At 42.8% G+C, this 15,700-nt stretch carries 17 protein-coding genes and 1 tRNA gene; 12 read left to right on the top strand and 6 right to left on the bottom strand.

The features are described from left to right. Positions 1–36 precede the first annotated feature (36 nt). The 5 genes from LEP1GSC192_RS18620 to LEP1GSC192_RS18600 all read left to right on the top strand — a co-directional run bounded on the left by LEP1GSC192_RS18620 (position 37) and on the right by LEP1GSC192_RS18600 (position 4,495). Positions 37–348: a hypothetical protein gene (locus LEP1GSC192_RS18620; protein WP_020771656.1), complete on the top strand. Its 312-nt coding sequence runs from the start codon at positions 37–39 to the stop codon at positions 346–348. Between the two features lie 4 nt (positions 349–352). Beyond that, entirely contained in the window at positions 353–748 is a 396-nt protein-coding gene (locus LEP1GSC192_RS18615; protein WP_020771592.1) for a ribonuclease HI family protein, read from the top strand. Positions 749–963: 215 nt separating this feature from the next. Next, positions 964–1,308, top strand: coding sequence for a hypothetical protein (locus tag LEP1GSC192_RS18610; RefSeq protein ID WP_020771624.1), 345 nt, complete (start codon positions 964–966; stop codon positions 1,306–1,308). Continuing rightward, on the top strand, positions 1,305–2,600 hold the full coding sequence (locus LEP1GSC192_RS18605; RefSeq protein WP_020771662.1) for a tRNA nucleotidyltransferase/poly(A) polymerase: 1,296 nt from the start codon (positions 1,305–1,307) through the stop codon (positions 2,598–2,600). The genes LEP1GSC192_RS18610 and LEP1GSC192_RS18605 overlap by 4 nt, the downstream gene beginning before the upstream one ends. Positions 2,601–2,899: 299 nt before the next feature. Beyond that, positions 2,900–4,495, top strand: coding sequence for an outer membrane beta-barrel protein (locus LEP1GSC192_RS18600; RefSeq protein ID WP_232421133.1), 1,596 nt, complete (start codon positions 2,900–2,902; stop codon positions 4,493–4,495). Between the two features lie 115 nt (positions 4,496–4,610). On the opposite strand, the gene LEP1GSC192_RS18595 is transcribed toward LEP1GSC192_RS18600, so the two are convergent. The 6 genes from LEP1GSC192_RS18595 to LEP1GSC192_RS18575 all read right to left on the bottom strand — a co-directional run bounded on the left by LEP1GSC192_RS18595 (position 4,611) and on the right by LEP1GSC192_RS18575 (position 10,336). Continuing rightward, positions 4,611–4,967, bottom strand: coding sequence for a hypothetical protein (locus tag LEP1GSC192_RS18595; protein WP_036091120.1), 357 nt, complete (start codon positions 4,965–4,967; stop codon positions 4,611–4,613). Between the two features lie 307 nt (positions 4,968–5,274). Continuing rightward, positions 5,275–5,418 carry a hypothetical protein gene (locus LEP1GSC192_RS20000; protein ID WP_020771630.1) on the bottom strand — a complete coding sequence of 48 codons (144 nt, stop codon included), beginning with the start codon at positions 5,416–5,418 and terminating at the stop codon, positions 5,275–5,277. A 202-nt stretch (positions 5,419–5,620) separates the two neighbouring features. After that, entirely contained in the window at positions 5,621–6,022 is a 402-nt protein-coding gene (locus LEP1GSC192_RS18590) for a hypothetical protein (RefSeq protein ID WP_020771587.1), read from the bottom strand. Positions 6,023–6,230: 208 nt separating this feature from the next. Further along, on the bottom strand, positions 6,231–8,948 hold the full coding sequence (gene secA, locus LEP1GSC192_RS18585) for a preprotein translocase subunit SecA (RefSeq protein ID WP_020771558.1): 2,718 nt from the start codon (positions 8,946–8,948) through the stop codon (positions 6,231–6,233). 66 nt (positions 8,949–9,014) lie between these two features. Then, on the bottom strand, positions 9,015–9,710 hold the full coding sequence (locus LEP1GSC192_RS18580; protein ID WP_020771556.1) for a type 1 glutamine amidotransferase: 696 nt from the start codon (positions 9,708–9,710) through the stop codon (positions 9,015–9,017). Next, a complete protein-coding gene (locus LEP1GSC192_RS18575; protein ID WP_020771631.1) occupies positions 9,707–10,336 on the bottom strand; it encodes a redoxin domain-containing protein in 630 nt (209 codons plus the stop codon). Before LEP1GSC192_RS18575 ends, LEP1GSC192_RS18580 begins: the two co-directional genes overlap by 4 nt. An 86-nt stretch (positions 10,337–10,422) precedes the next feature. Here LEP1GSC192_RS18575 and LEP1GSC192_RS18570 point away from each other — a divergent pair, with 86 nt between their 5' ends. From LEP1GSC192_RS18570 to LEP1GSC192_RS18540, 7 genes are all read left to right on the top strand, one after another. Further along, positions 10,423–10,956, top strand: coding sequence for a hypothetical protein (locus LEP1GSC192_RS18570; RefSeq protein WP_036091116.1), 534 nt, complete (start codon positions 10,423–10,425; stop codon positions 10,954–10,956). Positions 10,957–10,998: 42 nt separating this feature from the next. Next, on the top strand, positions 10,999–12,330 hold the full coding sequence (locus LEP1GSC192_RS18565) for a 6-hydroxymethylpterin diphosphokinase MptE-like protein (RefSeq protein WP_020771633.1): 1,332 nt from the start codon (positions 10,999–11,001) through the stop codon (positions 12,328–12,330). Between the two features lie 108 nt (positions 12,331–12,438). Then, positions 12,439–12,930: a response regulator gene (locus tag LEP1GSC192_RS18560; RefSeq protein ID WP_036091112.1), complete on the top strand. Its 492-nt coding sequence runs from the start codon at positions 12,439–12,441 to the stop codon at positions 12,928–12,930. Next, positions 12,863–14,254, top strand: coding sequence for a HEAT repeat domain-containing protein (locus tag LEP1GSC192_RS18555; protein ID WP_198289342.1), 1,392 nt, complete (start codon positions 12,863–12,865; stop codon positions 14,252–14,254). The genes LEP1GSC192_RS18560 and LEP1GSC192_RS18555 overlap by 68 nt, the downstream gene beginning before the upstream one ends. Position 14,255: 1 nt before the next feature. Further along, the gene (locus LEP1GSC192_RS18550; protein WP_020771664.1) at positions 14,256–14,747 is read left to right on the top strand and encodes a hypothetical protein; all 492 of its coding nucleotides are present in this window, start codon (positions 14,256–14,258) and stop codon (positions 14,745–14,747) included. After that, a complete protein-coding gene (locus LEP1GSC192_RS18545; RefSeq protein WP_020771605.1) occupies positions 14,744–15,244 on the top strand; it encodes a hypothetical protein in 501 nt (166 codons plus the stop codon). Before LEP1GSC192_RS18550 ends, LEP1GSC192_RS18545 begins: the two co-directional genes overlap by 4 nt. Positions 15,245–15,288: 44 nt before the next feature. Next, a tRNA-Ile gene (locus LEP1GSC192_RS18540) sits at positions 15,289–15,362 on the top strand. The last annotated feature ends 338 nt before the right edge of the window (positions 15,363–15,700 follow it).

Here is a 15,700-nt window from a genome sequence, read left to right as displayed (position 1 = left end):
TTGCCAAACCAAAGCCTTCGAAGGATAGGACTATTGATGGTATTTGGTTTAATGATGGATCATCCGGCACGTTGGAACGCATATAGATTGGCTTTCGGATTCACGATCCTTAGCTATCTTTTTTATTTTTTATCCCTTCCTTTCGTTCTGTTCGCCTTATTAGCAGCCGGACTTTTCTGTCTGATCGGAGGGCTTTTTTTCCCTCACACGTTCGATCATTTGTTTCGAACTTGCCAATCATTGATTTTAGGAACACTTTCCCTTTTTCTTTCCATACTCATCCTGATCGGATATCTAATTTTCTGGAGACCATTCCTATTCGTTTTCGGATCTAAAGACCAAGAATAAACCAGTGAAAAAGTTTAAAATATACTGTGACGGCGCTTCTAAAGGAAATCCGGGGCCTTCTTCCATTGGGGTTGCCGTTTACGTAGGAGAGGACGAGGTCCATTCTATTTCCAGCAGGATCTCCGACGGAACCAATAATATGGCGGAATGGGCGGCTTTAGAAGCAGGAATAGAATATTGTCTCTCCCAAAAAGCAAGCGAAGTTACCGCTTATCTGGATTCCGAGCTGGTAGTAAAACAATTCAAGGGAGAATACAAGGTCAAATCCCCTCACCTCCAAGTTGCAAAGGAAAAGGTCAAAGGTCTCACTTCCAAATTAAAACTTTTTTCCATCCATCATGTTCCCAGAGAGAAAAACAAGCGGGCAGATAAACTGGCCAACCTAGCTTTTGAAGCTTAAATTTTCGGGCGGCTCTTCGCTCCGCTCAGACCGGGCTACTGCGGGCTCCGCTATCGCTCCGGTCCTTCGGACTTCCCCTTCGTATCCCTGCCGCGGTTTACTTACACTGAGGCGCAAAGACGCGGAGAATTATGAAATGAAAATACTTGGCGGTCTTTGCGACTTAGCTTGAAAAAAGCTTTTCCCGTTGGAATTCCTCCCGAAAAATTTGATGCATGGGCCGTAAAAAAATCCTAATCCTGATCCTTCTTCTTTTTATCCAAACCTGCAAGGGCGGTATCCTAGACAAAATGAAAGATCTGAAAAAAGAAGGAAAGTATTTGGATCTTGCGATCCTTTGCAATGAACATAAGGACGAAGAATATAAAGAGATCTGCAATTCTGCCTGGGATGAAACGGGAAAAAGGATCGACCAGATCCTTTCCCAACAAGCGGATCTTCCTTTTTTACGAGTTTCCGTGGACGAAAAAACCAAAAAGCAAATAGAAGAAATTTTTTCCAAAAACCCCGCACTGAAAGACCGTTACCTACCGATTTGGAAAAAGATCGTCCAGGAATGATGAGCCCCGATCCGAGCCAACTCATCTCGCAAATCCCTTCTCCTTTTTTAGAGGACTTATTAGAGATCAGCTCTTCCATCCGAAATTACGGAGGGGAAGCATATCTAGTCGGAGGAAGTGTCCGAGATCTGGTTTTAAATAAAATCCCTCATGAGTACGATCTTGCGGTTTCCATTCATCCGGAAGAAATTCTAAAGATCTTCAAAAGAACCGTTCCTACCGGGATCAAACACGGTACCATAACGATATTATTCCATGACAGATCCTATGAATTGACCACATTCAGAAAAGACGAAGACTATATAGACGGAAGAAGACCGGAAACAGTACAATTCGGGGTCAGTCTAAGCGAAGATCTAAATAGAAGGGATTTTACAATGAACGCACTTGCCCTGGACCTTCGGCAAAAGATCTTAGTAGACGAACATTCGGGAATAGAAGACATTCAAAATTCTTTAATTCGGACCATAGGAAACCCTGTCTCCAGATTTACGGAAGATGGGCTTAGACCTGTTCGAGCCATTCGATTTGTTTCCACACTCGGATTTAAGATCCATCCGGATACCGAAGAAGCGATCGAAACATGTAGATCCGTCACGGCAAAAGTTTCTCCGGAACGAATTCATGACGAATTTTTAAAAATACTTAGAAGTAAAAATCCGATCGAAGGTTTTGATTTATTAAAAAAACATAAAACTCTGGAATTATTTACCAAAACAAAATTGTATTCCGGAGATTGGGAAGAACGTAAAATCGGATTTTCCAAACTTCTCCAAACCTCTGAACGATCCAAATTGGCCTATTTTTTGCTTTCCTGTTTTTCCGAACAAAGCTGGCTTCTTGACTCGAGTGTTTTCTTTAAAGAACTGAAATTCTCCAACCAACGAACCAAGGATTCTCAGTTTCTCTTAAAAACTCTATACTCTCTCTTCCAACTAAAAGAAAAATTACGATCTCCTTCAGGGCTTCGTAGCCATCTACTACATCCGGTCGCACAATATGCGGGAAAAAAAGAACTTTTGAACTGGTGCTCTGAACTTTCTCTTCTTTGGTCCGCCGCTCTAAATGAAGACGCATTCTGGTTCGAAAGTGCGGAAGAAGAATCCAAAAAGAACCCTCCGCTTCTTCTCTCCGACCTGGTCATTGACGGTCACCTGATCCGGGAAAAATTTCCCGAACTACCGGCTCCGAAATTGGGGGAAGCTTTACGTTCTTCCTTACTGTCCGTGCTCCAAGATCCAAATCTAAATTCAGCGGACTATCTTCTGGATCAGATCCGGAAATCTTTATAAACTAGAGTGATCACCGAAAGGAAAACCGTCGAAGTTACTACAAATTCTTTCTTCATTTCCAGCTCTGGTCTCCAGTTTCGCCAAAACATCCATTCCTCTGTTTATTCCCCCAGCAAATTCGATTTTGCTCATTTTTTAAGCATATTGCGCGTCTATGAAATTTAGCCCGAAAAGATTATAAATTATAAGCATCAAATATCCGATTTAGAATCGTTTTTAAGCCAGATTTAGTCTCTTTGCCTATTTTTATCGTGTTGGCACGCTAGTTGCATAAATGGAGGCATAGGAGATTTAGGAGAATGATGAGAAAAAAAACAATTAGTCTCATTGCTTCCTTGGTTTTACTATCTTCTTCGTCCATTTTTGCCCAAGCGAAGAAAGATGAAAAACCAGCCGCCGCACCAGCTTCACCGCCGGTCGAGGAAAGCAAAGCATGGTACGACAAGATCAACCTTTCCGGATTTGTCGATGTTTACTATCAATATGTAAACAACAACAAACAAGGCTCGGATGTGGACGTCAGCCGTACCTTCGAAACTTATAACAAGCAGTTCGCAGTGAACTCTGTCGAGTTGGATGTTGAAAAGGTTGCCGAGAAATCAAGTCCCTGGGGATTCAGGATCGACTTTATGAACGGTCAAAACGCGATGTTCCAAGAACGTCCTTTCTATACGACAAACGGAATTTATAATATGAACCTGTTGCAACAGGCATATGTATCTTTCTTTTTTCCAGTATTAAAAGGTCTGACCGTAGACGTCGGTAAGATGGCTACACATATCGGCTACGAAGTATTGGAATCGAAAGATAACATGAACTATACCATCGGGTATATCTTCTTCAATACCGTTCCGTTTATCCATACCGGTGCAAGAGCTAGCTTAGCGATCAACGATCGTTTGAATGCAGGGTTCTATTTGTACAACAGTGCGCAAGGAACAGGATTCACTGCTAATGGTGACCAATTCGGTTACAGCGGGATCACTCCTTATGGAGATCCGGCAACCGGTTCAAGCTTAACGAATACCGCTGTTCACCCTTACTCCGACGGAAGAAGGGAACAAAAGGCAGTAGGTACTCAATTAAAAGCTACCGTTATTGAAGATAAGTTCAATATCGTGTGGAACACATTGTATGGAAACGACAACACTGTAGGAAGACCGACAAACGGTCAGTTGTACTCCTGTAATCTTGCCGGGGTGACTACTTGCAGCGTTCCTTCCGACGGAAAAATTGACTACTGGTTCGTAAACAACTTAATCCTTTCTGCTACTCCGACTGATAAACTGACGATCAATTTCGACTGGACTTACGGAGAAAGAGGCGGTCAATCGAATACAGCTGCTTTCGGATGGGATTTGACAGGAACAGATGTTTCCGGATATCCTTACGGAAGACCAGACAAAATTAAGCAGGTATACAACACCTTCGGTCTTTGGATTAAATATGCTTTCACCGAAACCTTCGCATTGGCATTCCGTGCGGAAAGAATCGATGACAGTAAATACGGCGGACCTCTCGTCGTAAACGCACCGAACACTTTCGTATCCCCTTACGTAAATTACGGTGCATCGGATTGGAAAGCTCCGATCGTTCAGGATATCCTGACTAACGGTTTCAATCCGGCTAGCGCTGAGCATGTTGCCGCAGTAGCAAGCCTTACCCGTGCTGACCTCCTATATGCCGATATCAGCGGACAAAGAGCATCCGCGGCGGGATATGGTATGTTAAGAACATACACTATCACTCCAACCTACACTTGGTCTGAAAACGTAATTGTTAAATTGGACTTAAGAAGGGACGAGGGTCCAGGAAAACAATTTATCGATCGTAACGGAAATCCAACAGAAGGCCAATTTGGTGCGACTCTTGGTATCGTAGCGAAATTCGATTAATAGAATTCTTGCGACTAACTTACTTACGACCTAAGTTAGTCGAAGTTGAAAGGTCTGTTAGAAAATTTCTAACAGACCTTTTTTTATTTGTATATGATCCTGAATTTTGATTACTTTAATTGGTAGGTTTATTAGGGGCTTTATGATTGACTTTTTGGACGATCCCCTTTTGGAATCTGATCCGGATCTCTTTGTCAGGAGCGTAACCTAACTCGTAAACTGAAACTGGTCTCCGATAAATCCAATCCTCATGAACGTTATTCACATATTGGATCTCATCCGGCTCTCCGATTAGATGTTTTACGAATAGTTTATTCTTAAATTGTATCCTATCCTTCAAATCCTGTCGGATCTGTAATTTACTCCTTTCTTCTTCACTCAATTCGGGGTATTGACTTTCAGACGCCTTAGCTTTAACTGCATCTTTAGAAACGAACTCTTTACATTTTACTTCGTCGGAAAAGGTAGTCATACAATCCGAGTATAGCTGCTCGGGCGTTTTCACATCCCACCCGTATTTCATCTGCATACATGCGGAAAAAAGAGTGAGGGGAAGGAGATATAAAATGGCGGTTTTATGGGGCTTCATACTTTTTATGACCTTATTACTTTCTGGTATGTTCCTTTTTATAAATTTCAGCCAGAAATTCAACCGGATCTTATATTTCAGGAAATGTTTATTGTTAAACGGAATATTTTGCGGAAATCCAGTCTAGGACGATTACAACGATAAAATTTTACTCTTCGGATAACCCATCATCAAAAATAATACAAGTATCTTAGAAATCCAGATCGGATTGTCCCGACATGGCAACCAATTGCCTTCTCAAAGAATGAGGAAGGACATTCCAGCAAGATCTGAAAGTCTTTTTCCAAAAGCCGCCGTCTGCTTTTTTCAGTTTTGCCTTTAAGTGCTCGCTCATCTTCAAACCCTCTTTAAGATTTTTAGAGCGAAAAAAATGTAAAAAAACTTCTAGCTACAGGTCAATTCTCGGTTCGGAATTCCAAAAATCTATCCTTGAAATTGTAGTTCCCTAAGATAGATTTTTCCGATTTATACGTCGAATATTAGATCACTTTTGATACCGGCAACCGCCCAAACATCTTGGTCTTTCTCCGCGTGCGCTAAGCAGCCAAAACCCCATACACGACAATTGCTATCCCAACCAGATTTGCAGATACTCCGATTCCACCTAGGATCTTTCCAAGTGGAGGATTTTCCTTAAATTCGTCTTTGATACCTTGGAGCCAGTCCACAGTATCTTTTAAGGCAATAAAACCGGAAGAAACACTAAATGAGATTGCCCCTACTAAAGCTGTCGTCTCGGAAAGTGCAGCAAATTGAAATGCGAATACCAGACCGAGTATCATAGCTCCTTGCATCAATGGCCCGATATGTGCGGCTTGCAAATACCTAGAAGGAAATTCAGCCTTCATTCTAGCGAAAGCATACGCAAATCCGGTTAAACTTCCATACGCTAAATTTAAGACCCCGGTTAAGATCAAAATTTTTTCAGGTACATTCATAGTCATCACCTATCTATATTTGAGCTTAGTGCATACTTTTGATATGATCGGAGTCAATTCTGTTTTCATTCTATATAAAAGGAAAATAAAAAAGGCTGCGAAATATTTCGCAGCCTTTACAAAGGTATTTGAATTCAATTTTTAACCAAAAATCCTTACCGGTCAAACCTTCTTTGGATTTGAAAGAATTTATTCTTTAACCATAGAATCATTTTCGTTTTCTCCGACTGGTTTTTCTTTCGGAACCACCGCCTCCGGAAGCGACAGGCATCGCCTCTGCCATAGGATTTTTAGGTTTAGCTCCCTGTAATTCCTGGAAGCCTCCAGTCAGTTCCTGTCCAACTTTTTTATATTCTTTTTTCTCTTCAGGCAACTGGGTTTTTTCGGTAACTTCTACACGGAGTAAGAAACTAACGATCTCATATTTCATGTTCTCGATTGCTTGATCGAATAATCGGAAACCTTGGAGTTTATATTCTACAAGCGGGTTTTTTTCTCCGTAACCTACCGTCCAAATCCCTTCTCTCAAATGATCCATGGAGTAAAGATGTTCTTTCCAGCGATGGTCCAGAATATCTAGGAAGATATTTCTTTCCAAAAGTTTCCAAACGTCTGAACCTATACGGTCCGCTTTTTCTTGGTAGAAAGTTTGTGCGGCATTATTCAAAGAATCGAATACGGCTAATTGAGGATTTTTGGATTTTTTGATCGCTTCTTGGTCCACCTTCCAAGGAAGTCCGAGACTTTCGAACCATTCTTTTAAAACATCCCATTCCCAACCGTTTGGATTTCCTCCCTCGCAGGTGGCGACAACTTGGGCTTCTATCATTTCTTCTAAGAAACTTTTTGCCTGCCCGGTTACGTCTCCGCCTTCCAGGACCTCGTTTCTCATCTTGTAGATTACGATACGTTGGCGGTTCATTACATCATCGTATTCCAAAAGATGTTTCCGAATATCGAAGTTATGACCTTCTACCCTTTTTTGGGCTCGGGCAATGGCGTTAGATACCATCGGATGTTCTATCTCTTGTCCTTCCGGCATCTTGAGCCTTTCCATGATGCCTGCGATCCGATCCGATCCGAAAATCCTCATCAGATCGTCTTGTAAGGAAAGATAAAATCTACTGGAACCCGGATCTCCCTGACGACCCGAACGACCCCTAAGCTGGTTATCGATCCTTCTCGCCTCGTGTCTTTCCGTTCCTAAAATATGAAGGCCGCCCGCTTCCAGGACTTCTTCGTGATTTTTTCTCCATATTTTGGCGCTAGTTAATATTTCGTTTGCTTTGGATTTTTTGGCCTGAGAATCCAATCTTTGCGAAATGGACTCAGCTCTTTCCAAATCAGCACGAACGACCGCTTCCTTAAATTCGGTGATCACAGGATCGGATTCTTTCCAAGATTCCAGACTTTCCTTAAATAATTGAGCTCCGCCTAGAACGATATCGGTTCCCCTTCCCGCCATATTGGTGGCAATGGTAACCGCTGCGGGTTTTCCTGCGTTTGCTATGATCTCCGCTTCTTTTTCGTGGAACTTAGCGTTTAACACGTTATGCGCAATTCCCGCCTGGCTCAAAAGTTTTGCGAGAACTTCCGATTTTTCAATTGAAATGGTACCGACAAGCACAGGTTGCTTTTTGTCTCTACATTCTTTGATCTCATTTAAGATAGCGGTGAACTTTTCTTTTTCGGTTCTATACACTCTATCCGCTGCGTCTTTTCTTTGGACCGGGACATTCGGAGGGATTACGATCACATCTAGATTATAGATCTTATGGAATTCTTCCGCCTCTGTGTCTGCGGTTCCGGTCATACCGGACAGTTTTTCATACAATCTGAAATAGTTCTGGAAAGTGATACTTGCGAGAGTCTGGGATTCTCTTGCGATCGGAACTCCCTCTTTCGCTTCCAATGCCTGGTGGAGTCCGTCCGAATATCTACGACCGGACATCAAACGACCGGTGAACTCGTCGACGATGATCACTTCTCCGTTTTGGACCACATAGTCCACGTCTCTCTGGAATATTTTATGAGCCTTTAATGCTTGGTGAACGTGATGTACTAAATCCACGTTTTGAGGAGCGTATAAGTTCTCGATTCCTAGGATCTCTTCCACATGGGCAACACCCTTTTCCGTCATAAGAGTGTTCTTTGCCTTCTCATCCTTCTCGTAATCCTCACCTTCGACGAGTCTAGGAATGATCTTATCTATACGAGTATATTTGTCCGTGGATTCGTCGGATGGACCGGAAATGATGAGTGGGGTTCTTGCTTCATCGATGAGAATCGAGTCCACCTCGTCTACGATCGCAAAAAAATGAGATCTTTGCACTTTGTGATCGATATGAGAAACCATATTGTCTCTCAGATAATCGAAACCGTACTCGTTATTCGTTCCGTATGTGATATCCGCAGAATACGCTTTCTTACGATCGTCATGCTCCATATCGTGCTGGATGATACCGACGGATAATTCCAAGAAATCGTAAATCGGTTTCATCCAATTCGCGTCCCTTCTTGCCAGGTAATCGTTCACCGTAACCACATGAACTCCCTTACCCGCAAGCGCATTCAGATAGACGGCCAAGGTAGAAGTTAAAGTTTTACCTTCCCCTGTTTTCATCTCGGAGATATTCCCCCAATGAAGGGCGATCCCTCCCATCATCTGCACGTCGAAATGGCGCATCCCTAATTTTCGGAGGGCGGCTTCTCTTACCGTAGCGAACGCTTCCGGAAGAATATCATCCAAGGTTTCTCCCTTCGCGAGTCTTTCTTTGAACTTTCTAGTTTGAGAAGAAAGTTCGGAATCGCTAAGAGAGCGCATGGACTCTTCCAAAGAATTGATCTGAACTACAATCGGAGTGAGTCTTTTGAGGTCTCTTTCGTATTTACTTCCGAATAAAACCCTGAGTAATTTCTGAATCATGTATGCACCATCAACCGTTTCGTCTTATGATAATAGTCCCGGAATTTCGGGACATTGGGTAGAATATTATAAATCCAAAATTCCTTCGAAGAGCGCCCTACCCGCTCTTTCCATCTGAGACCTCAGATCTTCCGTTTCGGGTCCGGGAATCCATCCTGCTTTTTTGATAAACTCAGAATGTACTTTCTTCCAAACGTCTAACATTATCTGTGTCACTTCCAGATGACATTGGATACCGAATACACGATTCTCATATCCGAACATCTGGTTAGAATAAAAACTTCCTTGTAATAAATGATCCGCTCCCTTTGGGATCTCGAATACGTCTTCATGTAAATGAAATGCAGGAAAGGTAGATATTCCGTTCAATTTAGAAAATGCGGGATGAGAAGGATTTACTACTTTCACGTCAGAGAAACCGACTTCCGGACCCTTCTCCCCCTCATAAACTTTCGCTCCCAAAACGGTCGCTAAAATTTGAGAACCAAGACAGATCCCGATCACCTTCTTATCTTTCATAGATACCAAGTGAGACGCAAGTTCCAGCCAAGGTTTAAAAAATCTATGCTGTTCGGGATCGTGAACCGTTTGAGGACCACCCAAGAATACAACAAGATCGAACATCTGATGAGCGGCCGGGACTATGTGCACTCTTTCATCGTACGCATTATGATAGGTAATCCTATAATTCCTAGCTTGCAAAGAATCTAATAGAGTTCCGGGACCTTCACAGTCCTTGAACCGAACGATGAGGCATCTCATGATTGGCCGGCCATTCTTTTGAAGAAGATCACTTTCATATTTTTAGGGATTTTATTCGGATCGGACTCTTCGCTGATCGGCCCGATAAAATTATAATATAAGATCAAAGGTTTTGTTTTGAATAGAAGTGTTTCCGGAGTTCCGGTAACTAGTCCTTCCGTGCGATCCACTTTAAACGGGGGCTTCATGATGAGGACAGGGAGTTGTATTCCGAATTTTTTAACTTCTTCTTTCATAAGAACCGCGGCTTCTTTCATTTTTTGTTCCGTAGAAAGAGCTTCCGGATTATCGAAAAATATATCCGGATCCACGATCATATATAACTTGATATGCGGAGTTTTTTTCAATTCTGCATTCAGATAATTTAAAACAGGAATTTCCTTTATACAAGGAAGGCAATTTGGTCCGTACACATTCAGAGCAATTCTATCGGCGGCAATATCGCTGATACGGATCTTCTCTCCATCCAAACTGATACCTTCAAAATCTTGGACACCTAGATTGGATTGTTCTGATGGAGCACATACGGTAAGTAGGCTCGAAATGAATAAAAGGATTAGGCGGAAGAAAATCCCCTTGGAAAAGGGAAAACTAAGCCTGGAATCGGAGTTGGCCTGAGAATCCATGGGCGTTTACCAAAATCGAAGATTCTCCCCAGAATTCAAGGAATAAACGAAAGATATAAGGGATTGACAGAGAAGAGAAATTGAGAATGATGGTAGTTTCAAAGGCCTCTATCCCCTCTCAGGAATACAAAATGACCCAGAACCAGAACTCAGAATTCGATATTGTAACTTTGATTGAACTGGCCAAAAAAAACAAGTACGAAAGAGCCGTAGCCGGCTTCCAAATCCTGGATAGAATCGACAGACTCGAATTACCTAAAAAAATCAAAGGACGCAAACTTGCCGTCCAAGCGATGTTTGCACTCGCAAACGAAGAAGTTCAATATAAATACGTAACCAAAGAAGAAAGAGCCACAATCGAGGCGGAAGCACAAGGCAACGGAGCCACTTATTCCCAATTCAACGGACTTTTCGAAGCACCTCAAGCTCCGATCGCTGAAGAAGATATGGAAGAAGATTTCATTCCGGAAGAAGCTGCGAAACCTCTTATGGACATGGAAGATGGCGAAGAAGGAGAATCCTACGACGAAGAGGAAGACGATTCCGATGACGACGAGGATGAAGAAGAGGAAGATGACGATGATTCCGACGACGATGAGGAAGAAGAAGACGAGGATTAAACAATCTTTCAGCTTGTCCGGCAATCCGACGGTTCTCTGAATTTGAAGGAGGAACATTCCTCCTTCCACCTACATTCCACACAAAATCCGATCAAAGAGGGAGAAAGAATCTCCCTTTCCATTCCTTCCCCACTTGAAAAAGACGAATTCCTGGTGATCATCGGGATCGGTTGCGGGTATCATGTGATTTCGTATTTGAAATCTGTCGAAGAACCTACAAAAATCCTACTCCTCGAACCATTCTCCGAACTAGAATCCTTGGTTGGGTCCGAATTGAGAGAAAAATTAGGCGAAGTTCCAATCTATTACGGTTGGGAAAAATTTGAAACCTTAGACAGATCCGACTGGATGCCGGCTGGGACCAAAAATCTTCGAATTTTCATTCATCCGAATTATTCAAGACGGTATCCGGACCTAAGTGAAAAGATTTCTTCCTTCTTCCGGAAAAAGGAATCTATCTCTCAAAACAGACTCGCGAAGAAGGAATTCGGCAGACTCTGGGTCAGAAACTTCTTCAAACATCTGCAAAAGTCTTCCGAAAGTCCGGATTCCTATCGTATCTTGGGAAAATCCCTTGCTCCTAAACCTGGAAGGATCGGATGTTTTGTAGGAGCTTCGCCAAATTTAGAATCAGAGATCGATTGGATCCGGCAAAATAAGGAAAAATTATTCCTACTGAGTTCGGATACCGCACTTGGATATTTATTAGAGAATGGTATCCAACCTCATGCGGTGCTTTCCATAGACAGTGGACTGGGGACATTCTACCATTTTCCTGAGCGAATTCCCGAGAATATTCCGATCTTCACTTGGTTCGGCGGAGCGTGTCGGATCTTCGACCTGAAAAATCCGAAAGTAATCTATCTTTCCACTCATCCATTGGACCAGATCCTGGGCGCTAAATTTTATCCAAAGGCACCGATCCTAGAAAATCCAACTTTGAATGTGGCAGGCCTCGCAGTTTCCTTATTCCAATCCTTAGGAGCAGAATCCGTTCTACTGAAAGGATTTGGATTCGAGAGAGAAGGAGGAAAAACTCACTGTAGGTCCACAGGTTATGAAAGATACGACAGATTTTTCATCGATCGCAAAACGAGCCTATATAATTCGAGATACATACCTGAGTCCAGATGGAGAACTAGAACGAGTGTCCTAGAAACATTACAAAAGTGGAGTCCTATCCCGATTCTATCCGAAATCGACTCGAATATTGAATCATTTCCCGATTGGGAAAATTCACTCGAAGACTACCCTTCTTCTTTTCCAGGTTCCGGACAGAATTGGAGAAAACTCTGTTCCGGAATTTCGGAACTTCCTCATGAGATCCGGATCCTTCTCCCCAGAGAAACCAATCTCTTAGATCAAAGATCCTAATTTTAAGTCGAAGATACGACAGTAAGAAGATTCTACTACTTGACATTCCGGGAGAATTCTCCAAAACTCTCTAGTTCCGGGAAACCGGCCACCTTTCGGTCTAGGATTATGAATAAAGGTTATATTATTTGTGTCGATGATGAAGTGTCGGTATTGGAGACTCTCCAGGAACAGCTTCATAACGAGTTCGGAAAAACTCATGAGATCGAAACCGCAAGAAGCGCCGAGGAAGCACTTGCCCTACTGGATGAGATCCAAGGTTCCGGTTATGTGATCGAAGTGATCATTACGGATCAGGTGATGCCCGGTATGAAAGGAGCCGATTTTCTGGAATCGGTCCACAAACGGTCTCCGGATTCGATCAAAATTCTGCTCACTGGTCAGGCCGGTTTGGATTCCGCCATCCACGCGATAAATTTCGGGGGATTGAGCAGATACGTGGAAAAACCCTGGAATATAGAGGATCTAACCAAGGACATCCGATCTTTGATAGAAAAGTTCCGGCAGAACCTGGAGAATCAACATTTAGTCAATGAGCTTAACAGAAGAATTAAGGAACTCGAAGAAGAAAACCGAAAACTGCAGCAAACAGGTGAATAAACAGCTGCAGCATTCCCGCTTTTCCAAAAACAAAAAAGGATTTATTTCGCTTGGAAGCATCTATGCCGTTTTCTTGGTATTTTGCTTTATTACCTTCAGCGAAATTTCTTCCAAAGAAGCCCCACCAAAACCAAAATATACGGAAGAGCAGATCCGTAAAAAGAAGGAAGTTCTACATAAGATCCTAAAATACGGGACCACAAAAGAAAGAGCAAGCGCTCTCAGAGAACTAGAAGATTTTCCAAAAGAAGAAGCAGGAGAACTGTATGACCAAGTCGGAGTGATCCTTTCCAAGGATCCGGATTGGTCCATGAAGATCTATGCACTTCGGATTTCCGGAATCCTAAAACTCACACAATTCGAAGATAAAATAATCGCATTATTAAAACATGACCAACAAGACGTGCAGAAAGAAGCAGTCTATGTAGTAAAAAAACTCAAATTCGATTCCGGAATTCCTGTTTTGACGGAACTACTCAAAGGCCAGGACTTCACCAAAAATTCGAATTTCCTGATCGCACTCATCGAAACACTGGGAGAATTTCCTCAAGCAAGCGATGCATTCTCCGTATTAGAAGCAAGATTCCAGGAGAAGTTTAACGATCCTGAAGTAAGAGCGCAAATCGCACTCTATTTCGGAAAAATCAAAAAATCATCGATCGAGAGCGTACTGATCGCAACTGTAAAAGACGAAAAAGAACCGATCACACTTCGCGCCTACTCGGTAAACGCACTCGGAAAGATCAAATCGGAAGCTGCGATCATTCCACTCAGAGAACTATTGGAAAAGATCCGGGCCTTAAAATCCAAGAATGATATCCAGGATTACCAGGCTCTCAAAATACACACGATCACGGCTCTTGTTTCCTTAGGAGATAAGGAAATTATAGAAGAATTATATTCATTTGCAAGAGACGACGATGCAATGGTCCGACTTAGAGCCATCAAACATTTAGCGGAAACGGAAGACCCTGCAGTGATCGAGATCTTAGAATACAAGGCACAAAGAGATCCGAGCGAAAAAGTAAAACGTGCCGCCCAAACCGCTTTAGACCAACTACGCAAAAAATTAGATCCGAATTTTGTTCCTTCCAGCTCTGAGACCAAACCTGCGAAAGATACTAGCACAAGAAAAGTCGGTGGATCCGGTTCTTCCACTAGGAGATCTAGACCGAGTAGCGAAGGCGGAGAAGGTTCCAATCCGGTTCCATTGAGTGGAGAAGGAAGCGGATCTTCTTCCGGGGGTGGATCTTCCGGGTCAGGAGGTTCTTCTGGTGGAGGCAAACCATCCGGTGGAGAATCAGAGGATCTGGAAAACGATTAGTATGAAACGATTCCTTCTCCTATCCGCGATCCTTTGTTTGGTACCAGCATCGGATGGGAGAAGATTGGTTGCGGAACCCGCGGGAAATACCTATCGCGGCACCATCACTCTACAAGAACCAAGAGCGGTTGATATCAAAGAAACCTTAACGGATTCTTCTCCCAATTATCCCGAAACAATCAAACTATATTACCAAGGTTTAAAGGAAAATTACGTAGTCTTCTATGATTGGAACGGACATACATTTTATTATAAATATAGAGATAATAAATTCGATAGAAGATTAAAAAAATATGTTTCTAGGCTGGCGGCCGGAGCCCCCTACGAGGTCACGGGAGAATACCAAGGGGTATTCGTATTCGAGAATAAAACCATCCGAAAATTCAAAAAAAAAGGAGAAGATACTCTGGCCGATAAAAAGGAAAAACAATCTATTCCTGTTTTCCAACTAGTCAAATACAGAGAACTGATCTTAGAGGAAATCATCTTTTGAATTGGCTTCCCTTCTCCAAAATCCTTCCGTTCTTATTTATATTCGCAAGCATCTCCGTTGAATCTGTTCCATTAGATCCGGACCAAAAAGTCTATCAACCAGGAGAAACATTCACCGAAGATTTTATCCGGATCGATTTTCCGGAAAAAACGCTGCTGCGAACAGAATCCAGAAAACGTTGGAGAGCTGTCCCGCTCAAAGACAGACCCTGGCTGGTCATCTGGAGAAAACTGGACCGAGTCGGAGAAGAAACCCTTGGCACCAAAGCATTGGAAGCGGTATTTCCGAATACAACCCCAGAAAAGTTCAGCATATACAGGACGGAGATCCTACGCTGGTCCAAAGAGGACAATTCAGGTGGAAACCCACTCCAACTCTATTTTTTTCTGCTCCGAAAAGAAGACAAGGCTTACACATTCTATATCGCTTTTTACAAAGAACGCCAAGACCTGAAAGAATGGTTTTCCAATCCAAACCGATATCTAAACCCACAGTAAAATCGACTTGCTAGGAGGCGTGGTCCTCAAAAAATGGAGCCTCCGGGCCTATAGCTCAGTTGGTTAGAGCAGCAGACTCATAATCTGCGGGTCGAAGGTTCAAGTCCTTCTGGGCCCAAAGTTTTCCTATCAATCGTTTATACATCAGATTCAGAATCTCCGGGTTACAGGTTCAAGTCCTTCTGGGCCCAAGAAATAATTCCTTACATTCTAAGATAAAGTTCTAGAAGGACTTGAAGCTTTTGAGCGAGAGCGTTTATAGCGACCCATAGGGAGCGTAAATAAACGCGTGCCGAGTCCATGGATGGACGAAGGCGCGAGAAAGACGCCGTGGAGCTTAGTCGAGCAGGATGCGAGACTGCGTAACGGCAAGTCCTTCTGGGCCCAAGAAATAATTCCTTACATTCTAAGATAAAGTTCTAGAAGGACTTGAAGCTTTTGAGCGAGAGCGTTTAT

Origin of the sequence: Leptospira sp. B5-022 (assembly GCF_000347035.1) — a bacterium.
Lineage (GTDB): Bacteria > Spirochaetota > Leptospiria > Leptospirales > Leptospiraceae > Leptospira_B > Leptospira_B cinconiae.
This window is presented reverse-complemented; position numbering and strand designations above follow the sequence as displayed.

Coding starts and splice junctions, on each gene's coding strand:
- LEP1GSC192_RS18600 (WP_232421133.1), top strand. CDS start 2,900: ATGATGAGAAAAAAAACAATTAGTCTCATTGCTTCCTTGGTTTTACTA.
- LEP1GSC192_RS18605 (WP_020771662.1), top strand. CDS start 1,305: ATGATGAGCCCCGATCCGAGCCAACTCATCTCGCAAATCCCTTCTCCT.
- LEP1GSC192_RS18620 (WP_020771656.1), top strand. CDS start 37: ATGGTATTTGGTTTAATGATGGATCATCCGGCACGTTGGAACGCATAT.
- LEP1GSC192_RS18550 (WP_020771664.1), top strand. CDS start 14,256: ATGAAACGATTCCTTCTCCTATCCGCGATCCTTTGTTTGGTACCAGCA.
- LEP1GSC192_RS18560 (WP_036091112.1), top strand. CDS start 12,439: ATGAATAAAGGTTATATTATTTGTGTCGATGATGAAGTGTCGGTATTG.
- LEP1GSC192_RS18555 (WP_198289342.1), top strand. CDS start 12,863: ATGAGCTTAACAGAAGAATTAAGGAACTCGAAGAAGAAAACCGAAAAC.
- secA (WP_020771558.1), bottom strand. CDS start 8,948: ATGATTCAGAAATTACTCAGGGTTTTATTCGGAAGTAAATACGAAAGA.
- LEP1GSC192_RS18580 (WP_020771556.1), bottom strand. CDS start 9,710: ATGAGATGCCTCATCGTTCGGTTCAAGGACTGTGAAGGTCCCGGAACT.
- LEP1GSC192_RS18575 (WP_020771631.1), bottom strand. CDS start 10,336: ATGGATTCTCAGGCCAACTCCGATTCCAGGCTTAGTTTTCCCTTTTCC.
- LEP1GSC192_RS18610 (WP_020771624.1), top strand. CDS start 964: ATGGGCCGTAAAAAAATCCTAATCCTGATCCTTCTTCTTTTTATCCAA.
- LEP1GSC192_RS18595 (WP_036091120.1), bottom strand. CDS start 4,967: ATGACTACCTTTTCCGACGAAGTAAAATGTAAAGAGTTCGTTTCTAAA.
- LEP1GSC192_RS18570 (WP_036091116.1), top strand. CDS start 10,423: ATGATGGTAGTTTCAAAGGCCTCTATCCCCTCTCAGGAATACAAAATG.
- LEP1GSC192_RS18590 (WP_020771587.1), bottom strand. CDS start 6,022: ATGAATGTACCTGAAAAAATTTTGATCTTAACCGGGGTCTTAAATTTA.
- LEP1GSC192_RS20000 (WP_020771630.1), bottom strand. CDS start 5,418: ATGAGCGAGCACTTAAAGGCAAAACTGAAAAAAGCAGACGGCGGCTTT.